Source organism: Halobellus captivus, from assembly GCF_003697845.1.
Taxonomy (GTDB): Archaea; Halobacteriota; Halobacteria; order Halobacteriales; family Haloferacaceae; genus Halorubrum; species Halorubrum glutamatedens.
Window position 1 is genome coordinate 34,114 of sequence record NZ_RDQE01000005.1, and the last position, 17,945, is coordinate 52,058.

18 protein-coding genes and 1 pseudogene are annotated in these 17,945 nt (G+C 68.4%); 10 read left to right on the top strand and 9 right to left on the bottom strand.

From position 1 onward, the window contains the following. Positions 1-672 precede the first annotated feature (672 nt). A complete protein-coding gene (locus EAO78_RS07000) occupies positions 673-957 on the bottom strand; it encodes a 2Fe-2S iron-sulfur cluster-binding protein (RefSeq protein WP_122105144.1) in 285 nt (94 codons plus the stop codon). Between the two features lie 6 nt (positions 958-963). Further along, on the bottom strand, positions 964-1,458 hold the full coding sequence (locus tag EAO78_RS07005) for a GNAT family N-acetyltransferase (protein WP_122105145.1): 495 nt from the start codon (positions 1,456-1,458) through the stop codon (positions 964-966). Positions 1,459-1,625: 167 nt separating this feature from the next. On the opposite strand from EAO78_RS07005, the gene EAO78_RS07010 reads away from it, so the two are divergent. From EAO78_RS07010 to EAO78_RS07030, 6 genes are all read left to right on the top strand, one after another. After that, positions 1,626-2,546 carry a Phenylacetic acid catabolic protein gene (locus EAO78_RS07010; protein ID WP_122105146.1) on the top strand — a complete coding sequence of 307 codons (921 nt, stop codon included), beginning with the start codon at positions 1,626-1,628 and terminating at the stop codon, positions 2,544-2,546. 2 nt (positions 2,547-2,548) lie between these two features. Beyond that, a complete protein-coding gene (locus EAO78_RS07015; protein WP_122105147.1) occupies positions 2,549-2,941 on the top strand; it encodes a metal-sulfur cluster assembly factor in 393 nt (130 codons plus the stop codon). Then, complete coding sequence (locus EAO78_RS07020; protein WP_122105148.1) at positions 2,938-3,153, top strand: phenylacetic acid degradation PaaB family protein; 216 nt, start codon at positions 2,938-2,940, stop codon at positions 3,151-3,153. Before EAO78_RS07015 ends, EAO78_RS07020 begins: the two co-directional genes overlap by 4 nt. Then, a complete protein-coding gene (locus tag EAO78_RS07025; protein ID WP_122105149.1) occupies positions 3,150-3,914 on the top strand; it encodes a Phenylacetic acid catabolic protein in 765 nt (254 codons plus the stop codon). The genes EAO78_RS07020 and EAO78_RS07025 overlap by 4 nt, the downstream gene beginning before the upstream one ends. Before the next feature lie 3 nt (positions 3,915-3,917). Then, complete coding sequence (locus EAO78_RS18125) at positions 3,918-4,082, top strand: PaaD-like zinc ribbon domain-containing protein (protein WP_203227846.1); 165 nt, start codon at positions 3,918-3,920, stop codon at positions 4,080-4,082. Between the two features lie 159 nt (positions 4,083-4,241). Then, entirely contained in the window at positions 4,242-5,084 is an 843-nt protein-coding gene (locus EAO78_RS07030; RefSeq protein WP_122105150.1) for an enoyl-CoA hydratase/isomerase family protein, read from the top strand. Between the two features lie 54 nt (positions 5,085-5,138). Here the strand turns inward: EAO78_RS07030 and EAO78_RS07035 are convergent, their stop codons facing one another. After that, entirely contained in the window at positions 5,139-6,293 is a 1,155-nt protein-coding gene (locus EAO78_RS07035) for an acyl-CoA dehydrogenase family protein (protein ID WP_122105151.1), read from the bottom strand. 145 nt (positions 6,294-6,438) lie between these two features. Further along, entirely contained in the window at positions 6,439-6,570 is a 132-nt protein-coding gene (locus EAO78_RS18600) for a hypothetical protein (protein WP_275263148.1), read from the bottom strand. 56 nt (positions 6,571-6,626) lie between these two features. On the opposite strand from EAO78_RS18600, the pseudogene EAO78_RS07040 reads away from it, so the two are divergent. Continuing rightward, positions 6,627-7,900, top strand: a pseudogene (locus tag EAO78_RS07040) (RNA-guided endonuclease InsQ/TnpB family protein). A gap of 49 nt (positions 7,901-7,949) precedes the next feature. Here EAO78_RS07040 and EAO78_RS07045 read toward each other — a convergent pair. Then, on the bottom strand, positions 7,950-9,401 hold the full coding sequence (locus EAO78_RS07045) for an aldehyde dehydrogenase family protein (RefSeq protein WP_122105152.1): 1,452 nt from the start codon (positions 9,399-9,401) through the stop codon (positions 7,950-7,952). A gap of 232 nt (positions 9,402-9,633) precedes the next feature. Here EAO78_RS07045 and EAO78_RS07050 point away from each other — a divergent pair, with 232 nt between their 5' ends. The 3 genes from EAO78_RS07050 (at position 9,634) to EAO78_RS07060 (ending at position 13,440) form a co-directional block, all read left to right on the top strand. Next, positions 9,634-10,743 (top strand): NAD(P)-dependent alcohol dehydrogenase, encoded by a 1,110-nt coding sequence (locus tag EAO78_RS07050; RefSeq protein ID WP_122105347.1) that lies wholly within the window; start codon positions 9,634-9,636, stop codon positions 10,741-10,743. An 88-nt stretch (positions 10,744-10,831) separates the two neighbouring features. Beyond that, complete coding sequence (locus EAO78_RS07055; RefSeq protein WP_122105153.1) at positions 10,832-12,001, top strand: thiolase domain-containing protein; 1,170 nt, start codon at positions 10,832-10,834, stop codon at positions 11,999-12,001. After that, a complete protein-coding gene (locus tag EAO78_RS07060; protein ID WP_122105154.1) occupies positions 11,998-13,440 on the top strand; it encodes an OB-fold domain-containing protein in 1,443 nt (480 codons plus the stop codon). The genes EAO78_RS07055 and EAO78_RS07060 overlap by 4 nt, the downstream gene beginning before the upstream one ends. Here the strand turns inward: EAO78_RS07060 and EAO78_RS07065 are convergent. From EAO78_RS07065 to EAO78_RS07080, 4 genes are read right to left on the bottom strand one after another with little or no spacing between them, the layout of a single operon-like run. Further along, the gene (locus EAO78_RS07065; RefSeq protein WP_122105155.1) at positions 13,404-14,372 is read right to left on the bottom strand and encodes an MBL fold metallo-hydrolase; all 969 of its coding nucleotides are present in this window, start codon (positions 14,370-14,372) and stop codon (positions 13,404-13,406) included. The two genes, EAO78_RS07060 and EAO78_RS07065, sit on opposite strands and share 37 nt — an antisense overlap. Next, positions 14,369-15,817: a UbiD family decarboxylase gene (locus tag EAO78_RS07070; protein ID WP_122105156.1), complete on the bottom strand. Its 1,449-nt coding sequence runs from the start codon at positions 15,815-15,817 to the stop codon at positions 14,369-14,371. The genes EAO78_RS07065 and EAO78_RS07070 overlap by 4 nt, the downstream gene beginning before the upstream one ends. Further along, positions 15,814-17,316: a UbiD family decarboxylase gene (locus EAO78_RS07075; RefSeq protein WP_122105157.1), complete on the bottom strand. Its 1,503-nt coding sequence runs from the start codon at positions 17,314-17,316 to the stop codon at positions 15,814-15,816. The genes EAO78_RS07070 and EAO78_RS07075 overlap by 4 nt, the downstream gene beginning before the upstream one ends. Beyond that, a complete protein-coding gene (locus EAO78_RS07080) occupies positions 17,313-17,810 on the bottom strand; it encodes a hypothetical protein (protein ID WP_122105158.1) in 498 nt (165 codons plus the stop codon). The genes EAO78_RS07075 and EAO78_RS07080 overlap by 4 nt, the downstream gene beginning before the upstream one ends. Positions 17,811-17,945: the final 135 nt, after the last annotated feature.

Consider the following 17,945-nt stretch of genomic DNA (forward strand, 5'->3'; position numbering starts at 1 on the left):
CCGCCGCTTCGCTGTCTTCTCGCCGTCGTTTCCTCACTGTTCCGTCTCGCCGCCGTTTCGTCGCTTTTCGGTCTCGCCGAGGAGCCAGGAGAGCGACGGCATCCCCCCCGACGCGGTTCCGTCCCCCCGACCGGACGTATACGAACATGTATACAGAGATCCCACCGCTCGGATCGACGGTCGCGTTCCGTCGGTTCACGTCGTCCAACCAAGGGAGAAGGTCGTCGATATCGACCCGTGTTCGGACGAGAGAACGCCGTTATTCCGGGTCGTCATCCCCTAGGATGCCGTATACATTTTCGTATACATCGTGATCGGCAGGCGAGTCGTTTGTGAACGAACGACACTCAGGGTTGGAACGAAGGCGGGATCTCGTCGGAACGTGGTTCGCCGGCCAGTAATAACACAGACTAAGTATGTGTTATACTTTCGCCGGCGATGGTGGACTCGTAACACGGACTAAGGGCGTGTCTTCAATTGGCCGGACCCGTATTCGATTTTCGTATACGATACCGTATACACTCTCGTGATTCACCGATCAGGGTCCGCGTCGAGCCATCGTCGAACTCCCGCTCGGCTCGCGACCGCGTCGCTTGCGACATCGCTGGCGGCGGCACGGACTGCCAGGAGAGAGATCGGAGGAAGGAGGCGGATCCGGACGGGGGCGCGCGTTCAGGGACTTTCGTCGGTCTCTAACTTGAGATCCGAGAGGGGCCGGGCGATACAGGTCAGCACGTAGCCCTCCTCCTTCTCGCCGTCCGAGAGGAACATCCCCTCGGTCTGGTCGACCTCGCCGTCGCCCTCACACTTCGCCGAGCAGACGCCGCAGACGCCCATTCGACACTGGTAGGGCAGGTCGATGCCGACCTCCTCGGCGGCCTCGAGAACCGACTTGTCGGCCGGGACCTCGATGGTCTTCCCGCGGTCGGCGAGCTCGACCGTGTACGTCTCCACCATGGCGCTCTACCGGTTCCCCGCGGACGTCTCGTAGACGTGCTCGACCGGCTCGAAGCCGAGCTCCTCGTAGAGCGCCGCGGCCTCGTCGTCGCCCTCGAGCACGTCGATACGGAAGAACTCCACCTCGTGGGGGGGTCCGGCGAACCACTCCTCGGCCGCCTCAAGGAGCGCCTTCCCGACGCCCTGGCCGCGGTGGTCGGGATCGACGTAGTGGCCGTTGATGTAGCCGTGGTCCTGGAGCCGGAAGATCGGGTGATCGCCCATCACGCGGGCCTCGAGGACGCCGATCAGTTCCCCGGAGGACTCCGCCTCCGCGACGACGACGGTGCCGTACTTGGAGTCGACGAGTTGGTTCTCGAAGTAGCGGATCCAGCGCTCGTCCGCGTTCTCCTTGTGACGGTATCGGTCGTCGTACTCCGAGAGGTGATCGGTGAACCCGTGCCAGAGCTCGATCAGCTCCTCCGCGTCCTCGCTCGTCGCGTGCCGCACTTCGTATGCCATGTGCGCTCCGTCGGCCCCGACTGATAAAAAAGATCGTGTCGACGGGTTCACTCGACCCTCGAGAGGCGATCGGCGGATCGGCCTCGGAGGGCGTCATCGATACGCGAATCGTATACAGAAAACAATTATAATGCTGGCCTCCGAACGGGTAATTAGCCGATCCGACCATGCCCACAGAGAAACAGTTGAAAAAGCAGCTTCAAAACGGGAAGATGATCGAGAGCGAGGCGGAGATGACCGAGGGCTACAAGAAGGCCCTCAAACGGATCCTGCTCGTCTCCGGGGACACCGAGCTGATGAGCGCGCCCGCCTACTACGACCAGTCGCTGAACGCGCCGTCGATCGACGCCCGCGCGTCGTGTATCAGCGTCGTCCAGGACGAGCTCGGCCACGGTCACATCGCCTACCGCCTGCTGGAGGACCTCGGCGAGGACCGCCAGGAGCTGATCTACGAGCGCGAGCCCCACGAGTTCCGGAACACGTACGGGTTCGACCAGCACCTCGAGAACTTCGCGGAGCTCGTGACCGCTCACGGCATCTTCGACCGCGCGGGGATGGTGCTTCTCGGCGACATCTACGAGAACACGTCGTACGCGCCCTGGAAGCGCGCGCTGACGAAGGTCGAGAAGGAGGAGCAGTTCCACCTCCGGCACGGCGAGACGTGGATGCGTCGACTCGCCAACAAGAGCGACAAGACCCACGGGCGGCTCCAGGACGCCGTCGACTGGATGTTCCCCATGGGCGTCGAGTGGTTCGGCATGTCCGACGAACAGAAGCGCAACACCGAGCAGCTCGACTACCGCATCAAGGGCAAATCGAACGACGAGCTCAGACAGGACTGGCTCTCGCGGACGCTCCCGCTGATGGAGGAGCTCGAACTCGACGTGCCGGCCCACTACGACGAGGAGGCGGACGAGTACGTCCTCGAGTACGACATGCCGGTCGCGTTCGACCAGGAGAACAAGGAGTGGCGCTTCGACGAGCCGATCTCCTGGGACGACGTGATCGACCGCTGGCGCAACCGCGGGCCGGCCAACGAGAAGTACGTGAACATGATCCAGTCCGGTGAAGTGAGCGTGCAGGTGTAACGATGTCGGCGAAACAACGAACCGGCGGCGCCTCGGGACCGTCCCACGAAAGCGAGTTCGTCCAGCGGCGTCGAGCCGGCGCCTCGACCTTCGAGGAGCAGCTGTGGACGGAGCTCGACGGGATCCCGGACCCGCACATCCCGGTGAGCCTGGTCGAGATGGCGATGGTCTACGACGTGACGGCCGATGACGGCCACGTCGACGTGGAGATGTCCTTCCCGTGTATGGGCTGTCCGGCCTACGACATGATCAAGAACGACGTCCGGAGCTGTCTCCGCGTGGTCGACGGCGTCGACTCAGTCGACGTCGACGTGGTATGGGACCCGGTGTGGTCGAAGGACATGCTCACCGAGCCGGTGCGCGAGAAAATGCGGAACTCGGGGATCAGCCTATGACGGGAACCACCAAGTACGCGGTGTTCGGGCGGCGAAACGAGGGGGATGACACGCTCCACCTCGGCACCGTCTCCGCCCACAGCGACCGGCTGGCGAAGACGTACGCGTACAACACCTACGACGAGGAGGACTGGAACTACCTCGCGGTCGTGCGCGAGGAGGACCTACTCGAGGTCGAGGGCGGCAACGTCCGCCGGGAGGTGCCACAATGAGCGAGTGGCCCGCGGCGGCGGTCGACTACGTACAGGCGATCACGGACACGAAGCTCGTGTTGGGCCACCGCTACGCACAGTGGAGCCTCGCCGGCCCCTCGCTCGAGGACGACATCGGCGGCTCCAGCGCCGCCCAGGAGGAGGTCGGCCACGTCCGACAGCTCTTCCGGAAGCTGGAGTCACAGGGCCGCGACGGCGACTGGCTCCGGGGCGACCGCGACCCGGAGGAGTTCGCCAACGCCTCGTGTCTCGACGCCATCGACGGCGACTGGACGGAGTACATGGCCACGATCGCCCCGGTCGACCGCGCGGCGTGGTACATGCTCGACGCCGTCGACCGCGACGACATGGACGGGATGATCACGAAGATGGGCGAGGACGAGTACTTCCACCTGGAGTATCACGACGCCCGCCTCGAGACGCTGGCCGACGAGAGCCCGGAGAAGCTCCGGTCGACGCTGGCGGAGACGCTCCCGTCGGCGCTCGCGCTGATCGGTCCCGAGAACCTCGACGACGACGCCGATCCGCTCGTGGACGCCGGGTTCACGAGCCAGTCGGTCGAGGGGATCCGTGAGCGGTTCGTCGACCACTACCGCGACCTCTTCGCCGACACGGACGTGTCGCTCGAGGACGTCGACTGGGACGCGCCGGACGCCGACGCGTGGGACGAGACCAGACGCCGCGTCGGCGGCGGCGGGATCCGGAAGGAGGACCTCGTCCAGATCCGTGGCGAACGGAACGCCGAGTTCGCGATCGAGTGACCCATGAGCGAGTCCGAAGACACCGTCGTTGAGTGTCCGCACTGCGGGTCGGCCGACGTCGACAAGGAGTCCGCGTTCGGCAGCGAGATCTCGAAGACGCAGTACTACTGTAACGGCTGTCACACCGTCTTCGAGCGGATCAAGTACGACGGACGACAGCCCGAGTAGGGCCCGGCGGGCGGCCGAAGCGGCTGCCCGGGTACTCGAACGAAAGACCGTCGACGGCGAGAGAACCGCCGAGACGCCCGCTATCGGCGGATCTATCGGATCCTCACGAACGATCGTAATGAGAACATACATATAGGACGAATTCGATCGGTGGATCGTATGAAATCGTTCAGCGAGCTGGATCTAGAGTACTTCCAGACCGACTTGGAGGACCACATCGGAACCATCCGTCTCGACCGCCCGCCGGCGAACGCGCACAACATCGACGTACTGCTCGAGTTACAGCGCGTGGTCGAGACGGTCCGGTTCGACGAGGAGGTTCGCGCCGCCCTCTTCGGCAGCGCGAGCGAGAAGTTCTTCTCGACCGGGTTCGACATCAAGGAGCTCCAGACCGAGTCCGGCAAGCAGGTCGGCTACGCGAGCCAGACGAGCAAGGAGATCATCATGAAGATGCGGACGACCGACACGATCTTCATCGCGATGGTGAACGGTCACTGCATGGGCGGCGGCCTGGAGCTCGCGCTCGCGTGTGACTTCCGGTTCGTCGGCGACGACGACGGCTACAACGTCGGGATGCCCGAGATCCACCTCGGGCTCATCGCCGGCGAGGCGGGCACACAGCTGCTCCCGCGGTACATCGACCGGTCGACCGCGCTGAAGATGATGATCACCGGCGAGACGCTCACGCCCCAGGAGGCGACCGACCGGGACATCTTCGACGAGATCCACCCGCCCGACGAGGTCGAGGACGCCGCCCGCGAGCTCGCCGCGCAGATCGTCGAGAAGTCGCACATGGCCGTCGGCCACAACAAGCTGGCCGTCAACGAGGGTCTCGAGCTTCCGCTCTGGGACGCGCTCGCACACGAGCGGGAGCTCCAGAACCGCCTGCTCGGCTCCGACGTGGCGAAGGAGGGCGTCGACGCCTTCCTCGGCGACCACGAGCCCGACTTCCTCGGCGTCGAACTCGGCGACAAGGAACCGGGCGCGCCCGGCGAGGAGTAGGGCGACCGATCCGGCGAGGGTCGATCGGACGGACCGAGAACGAGCGGGGACCGACTAGAGGCCGAGCGCCTCGCCCGCGACCGTCGTCTTCTGTATCTCCGTCGTGCCGCCGATGATGCTCAGGATCTTCGCGTCCCGGTAGTACCGCTCCAAGGGGAGGTCGGTGCGGTACCCCTTCCCGCCGTGGACCTGGATCGCGTTTCGCGTGACGAACTCGGCGGCCTCGCTCGCGACGTACTTCGCCTTGCTCGAGGTCCGCGTGTCGCCCTCGCCGTCGGCGATCCGCTTCGCGGAGTCGTACACCAGGTGCCGGGCCCCGTCGAGTTCGGCGTCCATGTCCGCGACGAGCACCTGGACCGCCTGGTAGTTCCCGACCGGCTGGCCGCCCTGCTCGCGGTCGCCCGCGTACGCGATCGCGTCGTCGAAGGCCGCCCGCGCGATCCCGGTGCCGATCGCGCCGAGCCCGGTTCGGGCCATGTCGATGGTGCCCATCGCGATCCGGAACCCCCGTCCGACCTCGCCGAGCAGCGCGTCGTCGCCGACGCGCACGTCGGAGAGCGTCGAGTCCCCGGTGACGTGCCCGCGCATCCCCATGTACTCGACGCGCTCGAAGTCGAACCCCTCCCGGTCGTCGGTGCCGGGAACGAGGAAGACGCTGACGCCGTGGCCCTCCTCGGGTGCGGGGCGTTTCCGGGCGACGACGAGGTGGAGGTCGGCGACGCCCGCGTTCGTCCCGAACGCCTTCTCGCCGGAGAGCAGGTACCCCTCGTCGTCAGCGGCCGCCACGGTCGACAGCTCGCTCGGCGAGCTGCCGGCGTCGGGCTCGGTCAGGAGCATCGAGCCGACCGTCTCGCCGCGCGCCATGGGTTCGAGGTATCGCTCCTTCTGGTCGTCCGTGCCGAACTCGGCGACGGGAAGCGCGGCGAAGGTGTGGCCCTGGATCGTCTCGGCGACCGCGCCGGACGCCTCGGCGATCCGCTCGATCGCGAGACAGTACGAGAGGAAGTCGGAGCCCTCGCCGCCGTACGCCTCCGGGAGGAGGATCCCGAGCAGGCCCCGATCGCCCGCCTCCTCGATCACCTCCCGGGGGAACTCGTCGGTGCGTTCGATGCGGTCGGCCGCCGGCTCCACGACCTCCGTCGCGAACGACGCGGCCCGGTCGCGTATCTCCCGATGCTCGTCGGTGAGCGCGCTCTCGATGAGGCTCATACGGGCCTACACGCGCGGGCAGGGCGGATAAAGGTTCCCGGAGCGGTACGCGCCGATCGGGACGGGCCTACCTGAATCAAGGAGAGAGTCCCGCCGTTTACGACGGGCGTGAATCCGACAACTGTAGAATAACCGTTGACGTCGCTCAGTCCTGGGTATCCAAGTCGTCGGCCGCGTGAACAAGCATCCCGCGCCACGTTAGCCCATACTTGTTTTTCACGTCTCTCAACCGCTCGTACTGTTCCTCGTCCGGCACTTCGATGTGGATGTTCGTCACACTTTGATCTATGAATAACCATAGATTTATGTTTTGCTCTCCCGTTGAAGTGATCGATGAAGCGGACCAACACGTTCGACGTGGTTCCTCAGTCCGAGCAGGACGAGGAGTTGCTTCGACGCCTGTTGGACGCTTCTGCCGCTCTCTGGAACGAAATCAACTACGAGCGTCGCGAGAACTACGCCGATCCCGACGCCGACGTGTGGGAGATAAGCGAGTACCGCGGCCGCTACGGCGGGACGCTCGGCGCGTCAACCGTTCAGCAAATCGAACGGAAGAACCGCGAAGCGTGGCGGTCGTTCTTCGCGCTCCAACAGAAGGGCAAAGCCAACGGCAAACCCAGTTTCTGGGCAACGCCGAAGACGGGCGGGAACTCAGAACGTACATCCGCAATACGTCATACTCGGTCGAGTGGGGCGACTACTCTCGGCTCGAAATTCTGGTCGGAAAAGACTTGAAAGACGAGTACGGGCTTGGGCGTCAAGAGCGCCTGCGGCTCGAAGTCCGAGGCGAGCCCAACTGGACGGAGTACGACAAGCAGGGTCGGTTGGAGTTGTTCTACGACGAAAACGCACAGACATTCAGGGCCTTTCAGCCAGTCACTATCGACAATTCTCGACTGGTACACCCACTGGCCGACGAAACGGCCGCGCTGGATATTGGTGCGAACAACCTCGTCGCCTGTACGACTACGACCGGCCAGCGGTATCTCTACGAGGGGCGCGACTTGTTCGAGCGGTTCCGCGAGACGACCCGAGAGATCGCCCGGCTACAATCGCTCTTGGACGACGGTCGGTACAGCAGCCACCGGATACGCTCGCTGTATCGGCGGCGAACGCGACGACGCGATCACGCTCAAGACGCACTCGCTCGCGACCTCATCGAACGCCTGTACGAGGACGGCGTCGCCACGGTGTACGTCGGCGCGTTGACGGACGTACTCGACACACACTGGTCGGTGGAGACGAACGCGAAGACGCACAATTTCCGGGCGTTCCGGGCGTTCATAGACCGCCTCGCGTGTACCGCCGAGGAGTACGGTATTTCGGTGGAGGTGCGATCGGAAGCATGGACCTCACAAGAGTGCCCGAACTGCGGGTCAACCGACCGGACGACGCGCCACCGAGACACGCTGACGTGTTTGTGCGGGTTCGAGGGACACGCGGACCTTACGGCGTCAGAGACGTTCCTGAAGCGGCAGACGACGGTAACACGGCCGATGGCACGGCCTGTGCGCCTCAAGTGGAACGACCACGAATGGTCAGAGTCACCACGCTCTTGTTCCAACGAGGAGCGCACGAACCCGCAAGTTGCCTCCGTGGGCCGGTAAACGGTACCCCCAGCGTGAGGAAACCTCGCCGTTTACGGCGAGGAGGATGTCATTCCAGGTTGACGTTGACGTTCTTCGTCTGGGTGTACTCGCGCAGCGCCTCGGTGCCCTGCTCGCGGCCGAGTCCGCTCTCCTTGAACCCGCCGAACGGCGTTTGGGGCTGCGTGACGGGGTACTCGTTGACGCTCACCATCCCATAGTCGAGCCGGTCCGCGACGGTGTGAGCCGTCTCCAGGTCGCTCGTCCAGACCCCCGCCATGAGCCCGTACGGCGAGTCGTTCGCGATCTCGATCGCCTCCTCGCGGTCGGCGAACTCGATCACCGACAGCACCGGCCCGAAGATCTCCTCGCGGGCGACCGTCATGTCGTTGGTCACGTCGGTGAGGACGGTCGGCTCGACGAAGTGGCCGGCCTCCTTGCCCGCCGGGACGCCTCCGCCACATGCGACGGTCGCGCCCTCCTCACGGCCGGCCTCGATGTACTCCAGCACCTCCGCCTGCTGGCTCCCGCTGACGGTCGGTCCCATCCGCCCGTCGTCGTCGATTCCGCTGCCGAGCGGGATGGACTCGGCGCGCTCGACGACGCACTCGACGACCTCGTCGTGGATCGACTCGTGAACGAGGAGCCGGGAGCCGGCCCAACACATCTGTCCGGCGTTCATGAAGATCCCGTAGTGACAGCCGGCGGCCGCGGCGTCGAGGTCGGCGTCGGGGAAGACGAGGTTCGGCCCCTTCCCCCCGAGTTCGAGCGTGACGCCGGTCACGTTCGCGGCGGCGCGTTCCATCACGCCCTTCCCGACGCCGGTGCTGCCCGTGAACGCGACGTGTGCCACGTCCGGGTGTTCGGCGAGGCGGTTCCCCGCGACGCTCCCGCGGCCGGGAACGACGTTCACGACGCCGTCCGGAAGGCCCGCCTCCTCCGCCGCGACCGCGTAGTAGAGCGCCGAGAGGGGCGTGGTGCTCGACGGTTTGAGAACCGCGGTGTTGCCGCAGGCGAGCGCGGGAGCGAGGCTCCGGCCGGCCAGCTGGAACGGGTAGTTCCATGGGATCACGTGGGCGGTGACGCCGACTGGCTCGCGGACGGTGTAGTTCAGCCGATCGCCGGGGACGGGGACCTGATCGCCCTCGATCTTGTCGGTCCAGCCGGCGTAGTAGCGGAACGTCTCGATCGCCATCTCGACGTCGAGCGACGCCTCGAACGGGGTCTTCCCGTTGTCGTGGGACTCGACCGCGACGATCTCGTCTTGCCGCTCCTCGATGGCGTCGGCCATCGCGTGAAGGCGCGCGCCGCGCTCGCGCGGGTCGAGCGACCGCCACTCGCCGTCGCGGGCCATCGCGTCGTCCGCGGCGGCGACGGCGCGGTCCACGTCGACCTCGGCCGCCTCCGCGACCTCGGCGTACGGCTCCTCCGTCGCGGGGTCCTCGGTGTGGAACGTCGTTCCTCCCTCGGCCGCGGTCCACTCGCCGTCGATATACAGCTCTGTCGGGCCGGCGTAGCTCATGCGGCTCGGGATCGCTTCCGCGCGGATAAAACGCTGTGGACGCCGGAACTCGATGGGATCGAGATGGGGTTCCGGAACCGAGCCGATTCGGAGGCGAGCGGAGACGGAGACGAGCGGAGACGGAGACGAGCGGAGACGGCGGAGGTCGGGGGACTCGGAGTCGATCGAGTCGCGAGGACGCTCGCGGATGAGCGAACGTTTATGTGTAACACTACCCATGATGTTCGTGGACATGGAGATAGACGCCGCAGTCGTACGGGAGGAGTCCGGGCCGTTCGAGATCGAGACGCTGGAGCTGGACGACCCCCAGCCCGGGGAGGTGTTGGTCCGCGTCGTGGGCGCGGGGCTGTGTCACACGGACATCGCCGTCAGGGACCAGTACTACCCGACCCCGCTGCCGGCGGTGCTCGGCCACGAGGGGTCTGGCGTCGTCGAGGCGGTCGGGGAGGGAGTCACGAAGGTGGAAGCCGGCGATCGGGTCGTGCTCACCTTCGATCACGACGGGACCTGTCGGAACTGCCGGGAGGGCGACGTGGCGTACTGCGACGACTTCTTCGCGCACAACTTCGCGGGACGGCGGGTCACGGACGGCTCCTCGCCGATCCGCGACGACGGCGAGGAGGTGAGCGGGATGTTCTTCGGCCAGTCCTCCTTCGCGACCCACTCGATCGCCACCGAGCGGAACGTCGTTCCCGTCGGCGACGACGTCCCCCTCGAGCTACTCGGACCGCTCGGCTGCGGGGTCCAGACGGGTGCGGGCGCGGTCATCAACACGCTCGACCCGCAGGCGGCCTCCTCCATCGTCGTGTTCGGGACCGGGTCGGTCGGCCTGAGCGCGGTCATGGCCGCGGACCTGAAGGGGTGTACCGACGTCGTCGCCGTCGACCTCATGGAGTCCAGACTCGAGAAGGCGCTCGAGTTGGGCGCCACCCACGCGATCGATCCGACGAGCGTCGACGACACGGTCGACGCGATCCACGAACACCTCGGCGGCGGCGCGGACTACAGCGTCGAGACGACGGCGAACACGGACGTCCTCCGACAGGCGGTCGACTGCCTGCGCCAGAACGCCGACTGCGCGGTCGTCGGCGCGCCGCCGCTCGGAACCGAGGTCGAACTCGACGTGAACAACGTCCTGTTCGGACGGAACGTCAAGGGCGTCATCGAGGGGAACTCCATGCCGGACCTCTTCATCCCCGACCTGATCGAGCTCTACCGCGCCGGGAAGTTCCCGTTCGACGAGCTCGTCACCTACTACGACTTCGAGGACATCGAGCGGGCGATAGCGGAGCAGGAGGCGGGCGAGGCGATCAAGCCGGTCCTTCGCGTGAGCGAGCCGTAGGCGGGCAGGCTCCGGGCCGCCGCCGGCGGGTCGGAACCGCTCGTCCGGATCCCTATGGATTTTTACTGTAGGACCGAAACGGGGACCCATGCGAGACGTGTATGTGCTCGGAGCCGGGCAGTCGTCGTTCGGCTCGTTTCCGGAGGAGACGTACCTCACGCTGTTCGACGACGCCTTCGACGCGGCGCTCGACAGCGTCGACGGCGAGTTCGACCCGGGGGAGATAGAGGAGGCGTACCTCGGTACCCTCGGCGTCGGCGGCCGACAGATCGGGTTGAGCGGCCCCGCGGTGACCGAACACCTCGGGCTCCACGGCGTGCCGACGACGCGCGTCGAGAACGCGTGTGCCGCGAGCGGATTCGCCTTCCGGCAGGCGGTCACCGCCGTCAAGTCGGGGGTGGTCGACGTCGCGCTCGCGGGAGGGTACGAGGTGATGACCGACGCCAGCTCCGATCACACCCGCTGGTGGCTCGGCGTCAGCGGCGAGACCGAGTGGGAGCGCACGAGCGGCACGACGTTCGCCGGGGTGTACGCCCAGATGGCGAGCGCGCACATGGACGAGTACGGGACGACGGCCGAGGACCTGAGCCGCGTCGCCGTGAAGAACCACGCGAACGGGGCGAAGAACCCGAAGGCGCACCTCGGGTTCGAGTGCTCGCTCGAGGACGCCGTGTCGGCGCCGAGCGTCGCCGACCCGCTGAACCTCTACCACTGCTGTCCGACGACCGACGGCGCGAGCGCGGCCATCGTCGTGAGCGAGGAGGTCGCCCGGGAGGCGAGCGACGCGGCGGTCCAGGTCGCCGGCGCGGGCGCGGCGAGCGGGCGGGTCGGGCTGTTCCAGCGGGAGTCGCTGACGAGCGTCCCCGCGAGCGTCACCGCGGGCGAGTCGGCCTACGAGCAGGCGGGGATCGCCCCCGACGACCTCGACTTCGCCGAGGTCCACGACTGCTTCGCCATCGCCGAGCTGCTCGCCTACGAGGACCTCGGGTTCTGCGAGCGCGGCGAGGCCGGCCGGCTCCTCCGGGAGGGCGTCACCGATCCCGACGGCGAACTCCCCGTCAACACCTCCGGCGGGCTCAAATCGAAGGGACATCCCATCGGCGCGACCGGGACCGGCCAGATCGTCGAGGCGTTCAAACAGCTCCGCGGGGAGGCGTACGTCCAGGTCGACGACCCGAAGTACGGGCTGACACACAACGTCGGTGGGAGCGGGGGCGGCGTTACCGTCCACGTGCTCGAACGGGGTGAGTTCGCGTGAGGGGGATCGCCGCCGCCGGGGCGTACGTGCCCCGGTTCCGGCTCACGACGGACGAACTCGCGGAGGCGTGGGGGACGAGCCACGCGAGCGGTATCGAGCGGAAGGCGGTGCCCGCCGCCGACGAGGACGCCCTGACGATGGCCGTCGAAGCGGCCGAGCGCGCGCTGTCGAGCGACGCGGTCGACCGCGACGATCTGACGCTCGCGGCCGTGGCGACGACGACGACGCCGGCCGAGGAGGGCGAGCTGCTCCCGCGGCTCGCGCGGGCGCTCGACCTCCCTCGATCGGTGGCGACGGCGACGGTCGGCGGCCACACGGCGGCGGGAGCCGAGGCGCTCTCACGGGCGCTCGACGCCGAGGGGCCGGCGCTCGTCGTCGCCGCCGACTGTCCGGCGGGCGAGCCGGCCGAGGGCGACCACCCGCTCGGGGCCGGCGCGGCGGCGTTCGTCGTCGACGACGACGCGCCCGCGACCGTGACCGGCACCGCCTGGTATACCGAGGAGACGCCGGGCGTCCGGTTCCGCGAGCGCGGCGGGGAGGAGGTGGCGTCGCTCGACGTCACGACCTATCAGCGGAACGCGATCCGCGAGGCGGTCACGGAGGCCGTCTCGTCGCTTCCGGTCGACCCCGCGGACGCCGACGCCGCGTCGGTCCACCAGCCGGACGGCCGGTTCCCGTACCGGGCGACCGCGGACCTCCCGGTCTCGAACGGGGCGGTCGCGGCGGGGACCGTCGTGGACCGGATCGGCGACGCCGGGGCCGCAACGGTCCCGCTCGGACTGCTCGCCGCCCTCGACGCGGACGACACGGGGAGTGACGAGGGCGACGCCGAGAGCGCCGGGACGTCGATCGCGGCCTTCTTCGGCGGCGGCACCGCGGCCGCGGTCGCCGTCGGGGGCGGACTCGCCGTCGAGGGGATAGACGACCTCGAGGACGGGACGACGATCGACTACGCCTCGTACCTCCGCGAGCGGGGATACGTCGTGAGCGGCGACGTCGCCGGCGGCGGGGCCCACGTCAGCCTGCCGAACTGGCGGCGGTCGCTCGACCAGCGCTACCGGCTCGTCGCGGGGGTCTGTCCGGAGTGCGGCGGCGTCTCGTTCCCGCCGGAGGGTGCCTGCCAGTCGTGTCACTCGCGGATCGAGTTCGAGGAGTTCGAGGCCCCCCGGACCGGGACGGTCCGGGCCCTGACCGTCATCGGGCAGGGCGGCGCGCCGCCGGAGTTCGCGGAGCTCCAGCAGCGCGACGGCGCGTACGCCGTGGCGATCGTCGAGCTCGAGGCCGCGGCGGGACGCGTCCGGCTCCCCGCCCAGGTCACCGACGCGGACCCGGCCGACGTCGACGTCGGCGACGAGGTCCGGGCGACGGTCCGGCGGATCTACGAGCAGGAGGGCGTCCCCCGCTACGGGGTCAAGTTCGAGCCGATCGAGTCCGAGTGAGTGCCCGGGCGGACCCGGTACGCGACCGGGTCGTCCTCGCACCGTTCGACCGCGCCGATCGCCGCGAGCCGACGGAGGTGTGCCGACGCCTCGCCCGCGCCGAACTTCGCGTGGATCCCGCGCATCTCGCCGAACAGCTCCCGCGCGACCGTCCACGGCGTGGCCGCGCCCGCCGCGGGAAGCGCGTCGAGGACCCGTCGTGCGCGCTCGCGGTGGTGTTCGCGAACCGACGCCGCCTCGCTCGCCACGTCGACGGTCGTCCCGTGACCGGGCTCGCCGCGGTCGAAGGCGTCGGCGACGCGGTCGACGGAGCGGAGATACGCCGCGAGCGGGTCGTCGGTCCGCGTGTCGCTTCCGCCGACGTTCGGCGTGTACGTCGGCAACAGCAGGTCGCCGAGGAACAGCGTGTCGCCGCGCGATCCGTCGTACACGAACGAGGCGTGACCCGCGGTGTGACCCGGGGTAGAGAGGAGTTCGACGCCCGCGACGACGTCCCCGTCGGAGAGTTCGTGAACGTCGTAGGTGTCGGGGAGCGGCGAGGGGCGGTCCGCCTCGACGAGCGGGGTTCGCACGTCCCTCGGCACCCCCCACCGTCGGAGCGCGGCGGCGTCGCGGTCGAGTCTGCGGGCGCGTTCGTCCGCGTACGACGCCACGAGCGGCGCGTCGGCCGCGTGCATGGCGATCCGGGCGTCCGCGGCGTCCGCGAGCCGGGTCGCCAGCCCCGCGTGGTCGGCGTGCCAGTGGGTCACGAGGACGTGCTCGACGTCGTCGAGCGCGAGGTCGGCGTCCGCGATCCCCGCACGCAGGGCCCCCCACGGCTCGTCCCCCGGCGGTCCGGGATCGACGACGACGCCGGCGTCGGGAAGGACGTACGCGCCGTTGACGCCCTCCGGCGATCCCGTGCCGACGGCGACGCGAACCGCGTCCGTCACGCGCCGTCACCTCTCGACGCGGCGTCGTCGTACGGCGGCGGGTCCTCGATCCCGTCGTCCCCGGCCCGTGACGCCGTCAGCGTCTCCCATCGTTCGAGTGCGGACTCGCGGATCCCCTCCGGGAACGACGACTCGAACGTGACGCGCGGCGCGATGTAGTCCTCGTCCCACCGTGGATCCCAGATGGCGCTGATGTACAGCCGCGACCCGGTCTCGCCGTCCCGGCGGTAGACCGGCGCGGTCGCCGCCGGGGCGTTGGGGTCGCTGAACACCCAGTCGTTGCCCGGGTGCGCCTTCACCCACATGTCGTCGAGCGCGCGGGCGAGGTCGGTCGGCCGCGCGTACTCGTCCAGCACCAACACCTTGTCGAAGTAGTCGGAGAACGAGAACAGCGCGTTCGCGAGCTGCCAGTCGAAGCCGGCGTACAGGATCTCGCTCGAGACGAGACAGAGGCCGAGCCGACTCTCGACGGGGAGCTGTACCCAGGAGACGGGCGAGACCCCCCAGTAGCCGTTCACGCGGCGGTACAGCGTCGCCGCCTCGACGAGGCTCATGAGGTGGACGTCGTCCGCGAGGGGCGCGCCGAGCGGGACGAACGGCACCGTCGGATCCTCCCGCAGGCGGATCCCCTCCGCCTCGAACGAGAGCGTGGCGGTCTCGGTCGCCCGTTCCCAGGTCGCCTCCGGGCCGGAGACCGGGGCGTCGGTGGGATCGGCGACGCCGTCGATCCGTACCTCCGCGCTCGCGGGCACGACACGCCCGTCGACCCGCGCGAGCGGGACGTCGGCGAGCCCGGCGGCGCGTTCCGGCACGGCGGGAACGGTCCGGTCCTGCGTCCATCCCTGGAGCGCGGCGACGAGCGTCGCCGCCTCGACGCCGAGCGACACGCTCGCGGCCCGCCCGCCCTCGAACCACTCGTCGACCGCCCCCGGAACGACCACCCTGAGCGTCGATCCCCGGTGGACGGTCCCCCGGACCGGCGCCCACGTCGTGGTCCCGTCGCGTTCGACCGCGATCACGCCCTGCGTGACGCCCTGTCGTCCGGCGTCGTCGACGCCCGGGAGGCCGAGCGCGTAGAGGTCGTCCCCCGCGTCGCGGTCGGCGGCCGGGTCGAGAAGGACCGCGTCCGAGAGCGGGGTCGTCTCCCACCGCGAGAGCACGTCGAGGAGGTCGACGCAGCCGACGTCGTGACCCAGCCCGAGGCCGGCAGCGATCCGTCGCCACGGGCGGTTCTCCCGGCCGGATATCTGGTCGGGGCCGGCGTAGACGCCGCTGGCGTACGCGACCCGGCCGGCCGTCTCGTCGAACCGGAGCGCGGCGCAGTTGTGCCGGAGCGCCTCGGTCGCGACGACCGCCGCCTCGGTGTCCCAGTGGACGCGGTCGCCTATCTCCAGGAGGTCCCCGCGCTCGCGGAGGTCGTCGAGGTGATCGGAGAGGGTCGTCACGGTTCGACCTCCGTCGGGTCGATCCCCGGCAGCCCGTCGGGGTCCGCGCCCGCCCCGGCGAGCAGCGTCCGCGCCCAGTACCGCGTCTCCCCGTCGGCCGCCTCCGCGGCCGCCTCCGCGTCGTCGTCGCGGTCGCGGGTGGCGTCGATGTACGCCTTGGCGGTCTTCGCCTTCGAGGTGCCCGTCTGGGCGTTCCCCTTCTCGTCCGGCGTCTGGTAGATGTTCAACGGCACCTTCGGCATCGACGCGACGCCGAACTGGTGGAAGTCCTCGTCGGGGTCCGCGTACAGCGCGAGCGCCTCCAGTACGGCGCGCTGGTCGAGCGGGTCGACGTCGCCGTCGACGAACACGAAGAAGTCGACGTGGAGCATGCCCCAGGTGGTGAAGATGAAGTTCGCCAGCTCGTGGAGCTCGCCGGGGGCCGTCGCGTCCGTCGAGATGACGTAGACGGTCCGCGGCGTCGACTGCCAGGGGACACAGCGGTCCACGTCGAACCCGCCGGCGCGCAGCCCGAGCGTCGCGTCCGGCCCGACACAGCCGATCTCCATCGAGCTGGTGGAGTTCTCCGTGTGACCCACGCCCGTCCCCTCGACGCAGAAGGGGATGATCGGGTCCGTCCGTCGGGTGATCGCGGTCACCTCGAGGGCGGGCATCGACCGCCGCGGCCCGTGCATGTACCCGAAGTAGTCGCCGAAGGGTCCCTCGTCGCGGCGCACGTCGGGACGGATCTCGCCCTCGATGACGAGCTCCGCGTCGGCCGGGACGAGGAGGTCGTTCGTCTCGCAGGGGACGAGGTCGATCGGCGCGCCCTTCAGGCCGCCGGCGAACTCGGCCTCGCTGCGGCCCGTCGGGATCCACATCACCGAGCTGTACTGTACCGCCGGGTCGGCCCCGACGACGATCGCGACCGGCATCGGCTCGTCGCGCCGCTCGTACTTGTAGTAGAAGAGGTTCGGCGTCTGCTCGCCGGCGAGCAGGAGCACGCTCGCGGTCCGGCTGTCGTGGACCATCACGCGGTGATACGAGTAGTCGATCCACGCCGAGTCCGGGTCCGGCGCCACGAGGGTGTGGAGGTTCGAGTACCGGCCCCCGTCGCCCGCGTGGATGTAGGGCCACGGGTAATCGAGCAGGTCCACGTCCTCGCCGGTCTCGATCACCTCCTTACACGGTGCGTCGCGCCGATCGACCGTCTCCGGCGACCGCTGGTCCTTGAGCCGCCGGATCGTCTCGTCGTAGAACTCCCGGCGCGAGGCGTCCGGCGGGATGTCCATGCCGAGGGCGATCCGGTCCCAGGGCCGGCGCTGTGACCCCCGATACGGGTCGCCGACGAGGCGTGCGCCGTCCGCCGACTCGAAGAGGGGGATCGGGCCGTCGTTCTCGTTCGCGAGCATCGTGAGCGCGCTCGCCTCCAGGTTCCACGACACCGGGTCGTCGATCCGGACGAGGTCGTCTCGCATCTCCACCTCTCCGAGGTATCCGCGGAAGCCGTCGACCGTCATCCGCCGTCGCTCCCGCCCGTCAGCTCGCGTTGCTCGCGCTGTACCTTCAGGTCGACGTACTCGTTGACGAGCTCCGGGTACCGTTCGGAGAGGTGTTCGTACATCACCTTTCGACTGGCCTCCGAGATGGACGAGTAGACGCCGACCTCGACGAGGTACGCCAGAAGCGTCTTCACCTCGTCGGAGCGCGTGTTGATGACGTTCGCCCCCTCGGCCGTCTCCTCCATCACCCGCTCGAGCGTCTCCCTGTCGACGCCCTTCGCGTCGATGTCGGTCTCCAACACCTCGATGTACCACCGCTCCTCGGTGTTCTCGTGCGGACCGCTGACGACCGTCAACGGGACGGGGTCGGACAGCTCATCGGCGTCCCGACTCACGTACGCTCGCGTGCTGAAGATCTCCTTCGTCTCGGCGTCGGTCACCTGGATGCTGACCTCCCCCCGTTCGGGATCGGGCGGGAGGTTGGTCTCGGACGTGACGTATTCGTCGGGCATGCTGAGATATGTCCCTACTCGAATCCCCCGCGTAAAGTACTATTGAGTATTCGAGGCTAAAACCCCGTCCTTCAGGGTGGGGATACAGCCGACAATCCCCTACAACCTACTGCCGATAGCAAGGCCGAATATTCC

Bases quoted from the DNA above. Each gene is read 5' to 3' on its own strand.
- EAO78_RS07000 (WP_122105144.1), bottom strand. From the start codon at position 957: ATGGTGGAGACGTACACGGTCGAGCTCGCCGACCGCGGGAAGACCATC.
- EAO78_RS07005 (WP_122105145.1), bottom strand. From the start codon at position 1,458: ATGGCATACGAAGTGCGGCACGCGACGAGCGAGGACGCGGAGGAGCTG.
- EAO78_RS07010 (WP_122105146.1), top strand. From the start codon at position 1,626: ATGCCCACAGAGAAACAGTTGAAAAAGCAGCTTCAAAACGGGAAGATG.
- EAO78_RS07015 (WP_122105147.1), top strand. From the start codon at position 2,549: ATGTCGGCGAAACAACGAACCGGCGGCGCCTCGGGACCGTCCCACGAA.
- EAO78_RS07020 (WP_122105148.1), top strand. From the start codon at position 2,938: ATGACGGGAACCACCAAGTACGCGGTGTTCGGGCGGCGAAACGAGGGG.
- EAO78_RS07025 (WP_122105149.1), top strand. From the start codon at position 3,150: ATGAGCGAGTGGCCCGCGGCGGCGGTCGACTACGTACAGGCGATCACG.
- EAO78_RS18125 (WP_203227846.1), top strand. From the start codon at position 3,918: ATGAGCGAGTCCGAAGACACCGTCGTTGAGTGTCCGCACTGCGGGTCG.
- EAO78_RS07030 (WP_122105150.1), top strand. From the start codon at position 4,242: ATGAAATCGTTCAGCGAGCTGGATCTAGAGTACTTCCAGACCGACTTG.
- EAO78_RS07035 (WP_122105151.1), bottom strand. From the start codon at position 6,293: ATGAGCCTCATCGAGAGCGCGCTCACCGACGAGCATCGGGAGATACGC.
- EAO78_RS07045 (WP_122105152.1), bottom strand. From the start codon at position 9,401: ATGAGCTACGCCGGCCCGACAGAGCTGTATATCGACGGCGAGTGGACC.
- EAO78_RS07050 (WP_122105347.1), top strand. From the start codon at position 9,634: ATGGAGATAGACGCCGCAGTCGTACGGGAGGAGTCCGGGCCGTTCGAG.
- EAO78_RS07055 (WP_122105153.1), top strand. From the start codon at position 10,832: ATGCGAGACGTGTATGTGCTCGGAGCCGGGCAGTCGTCGTTCGGCTCG.
- EAO78_RS07075 (WP_122105157.1), bottom strand. From the start codon at position 17,316: ATGACGGTCGACGGCTTCCGCGGATACCTCGGAGAGGTGGAGATGCGA.
- EAO78_RS07080 (WP_122105158.1), bottom strand. From the start codon at position 17,810: ATGCCCGACGAATACGTCACGTCCGAGACCAACCTCCCGCCCGATCCC.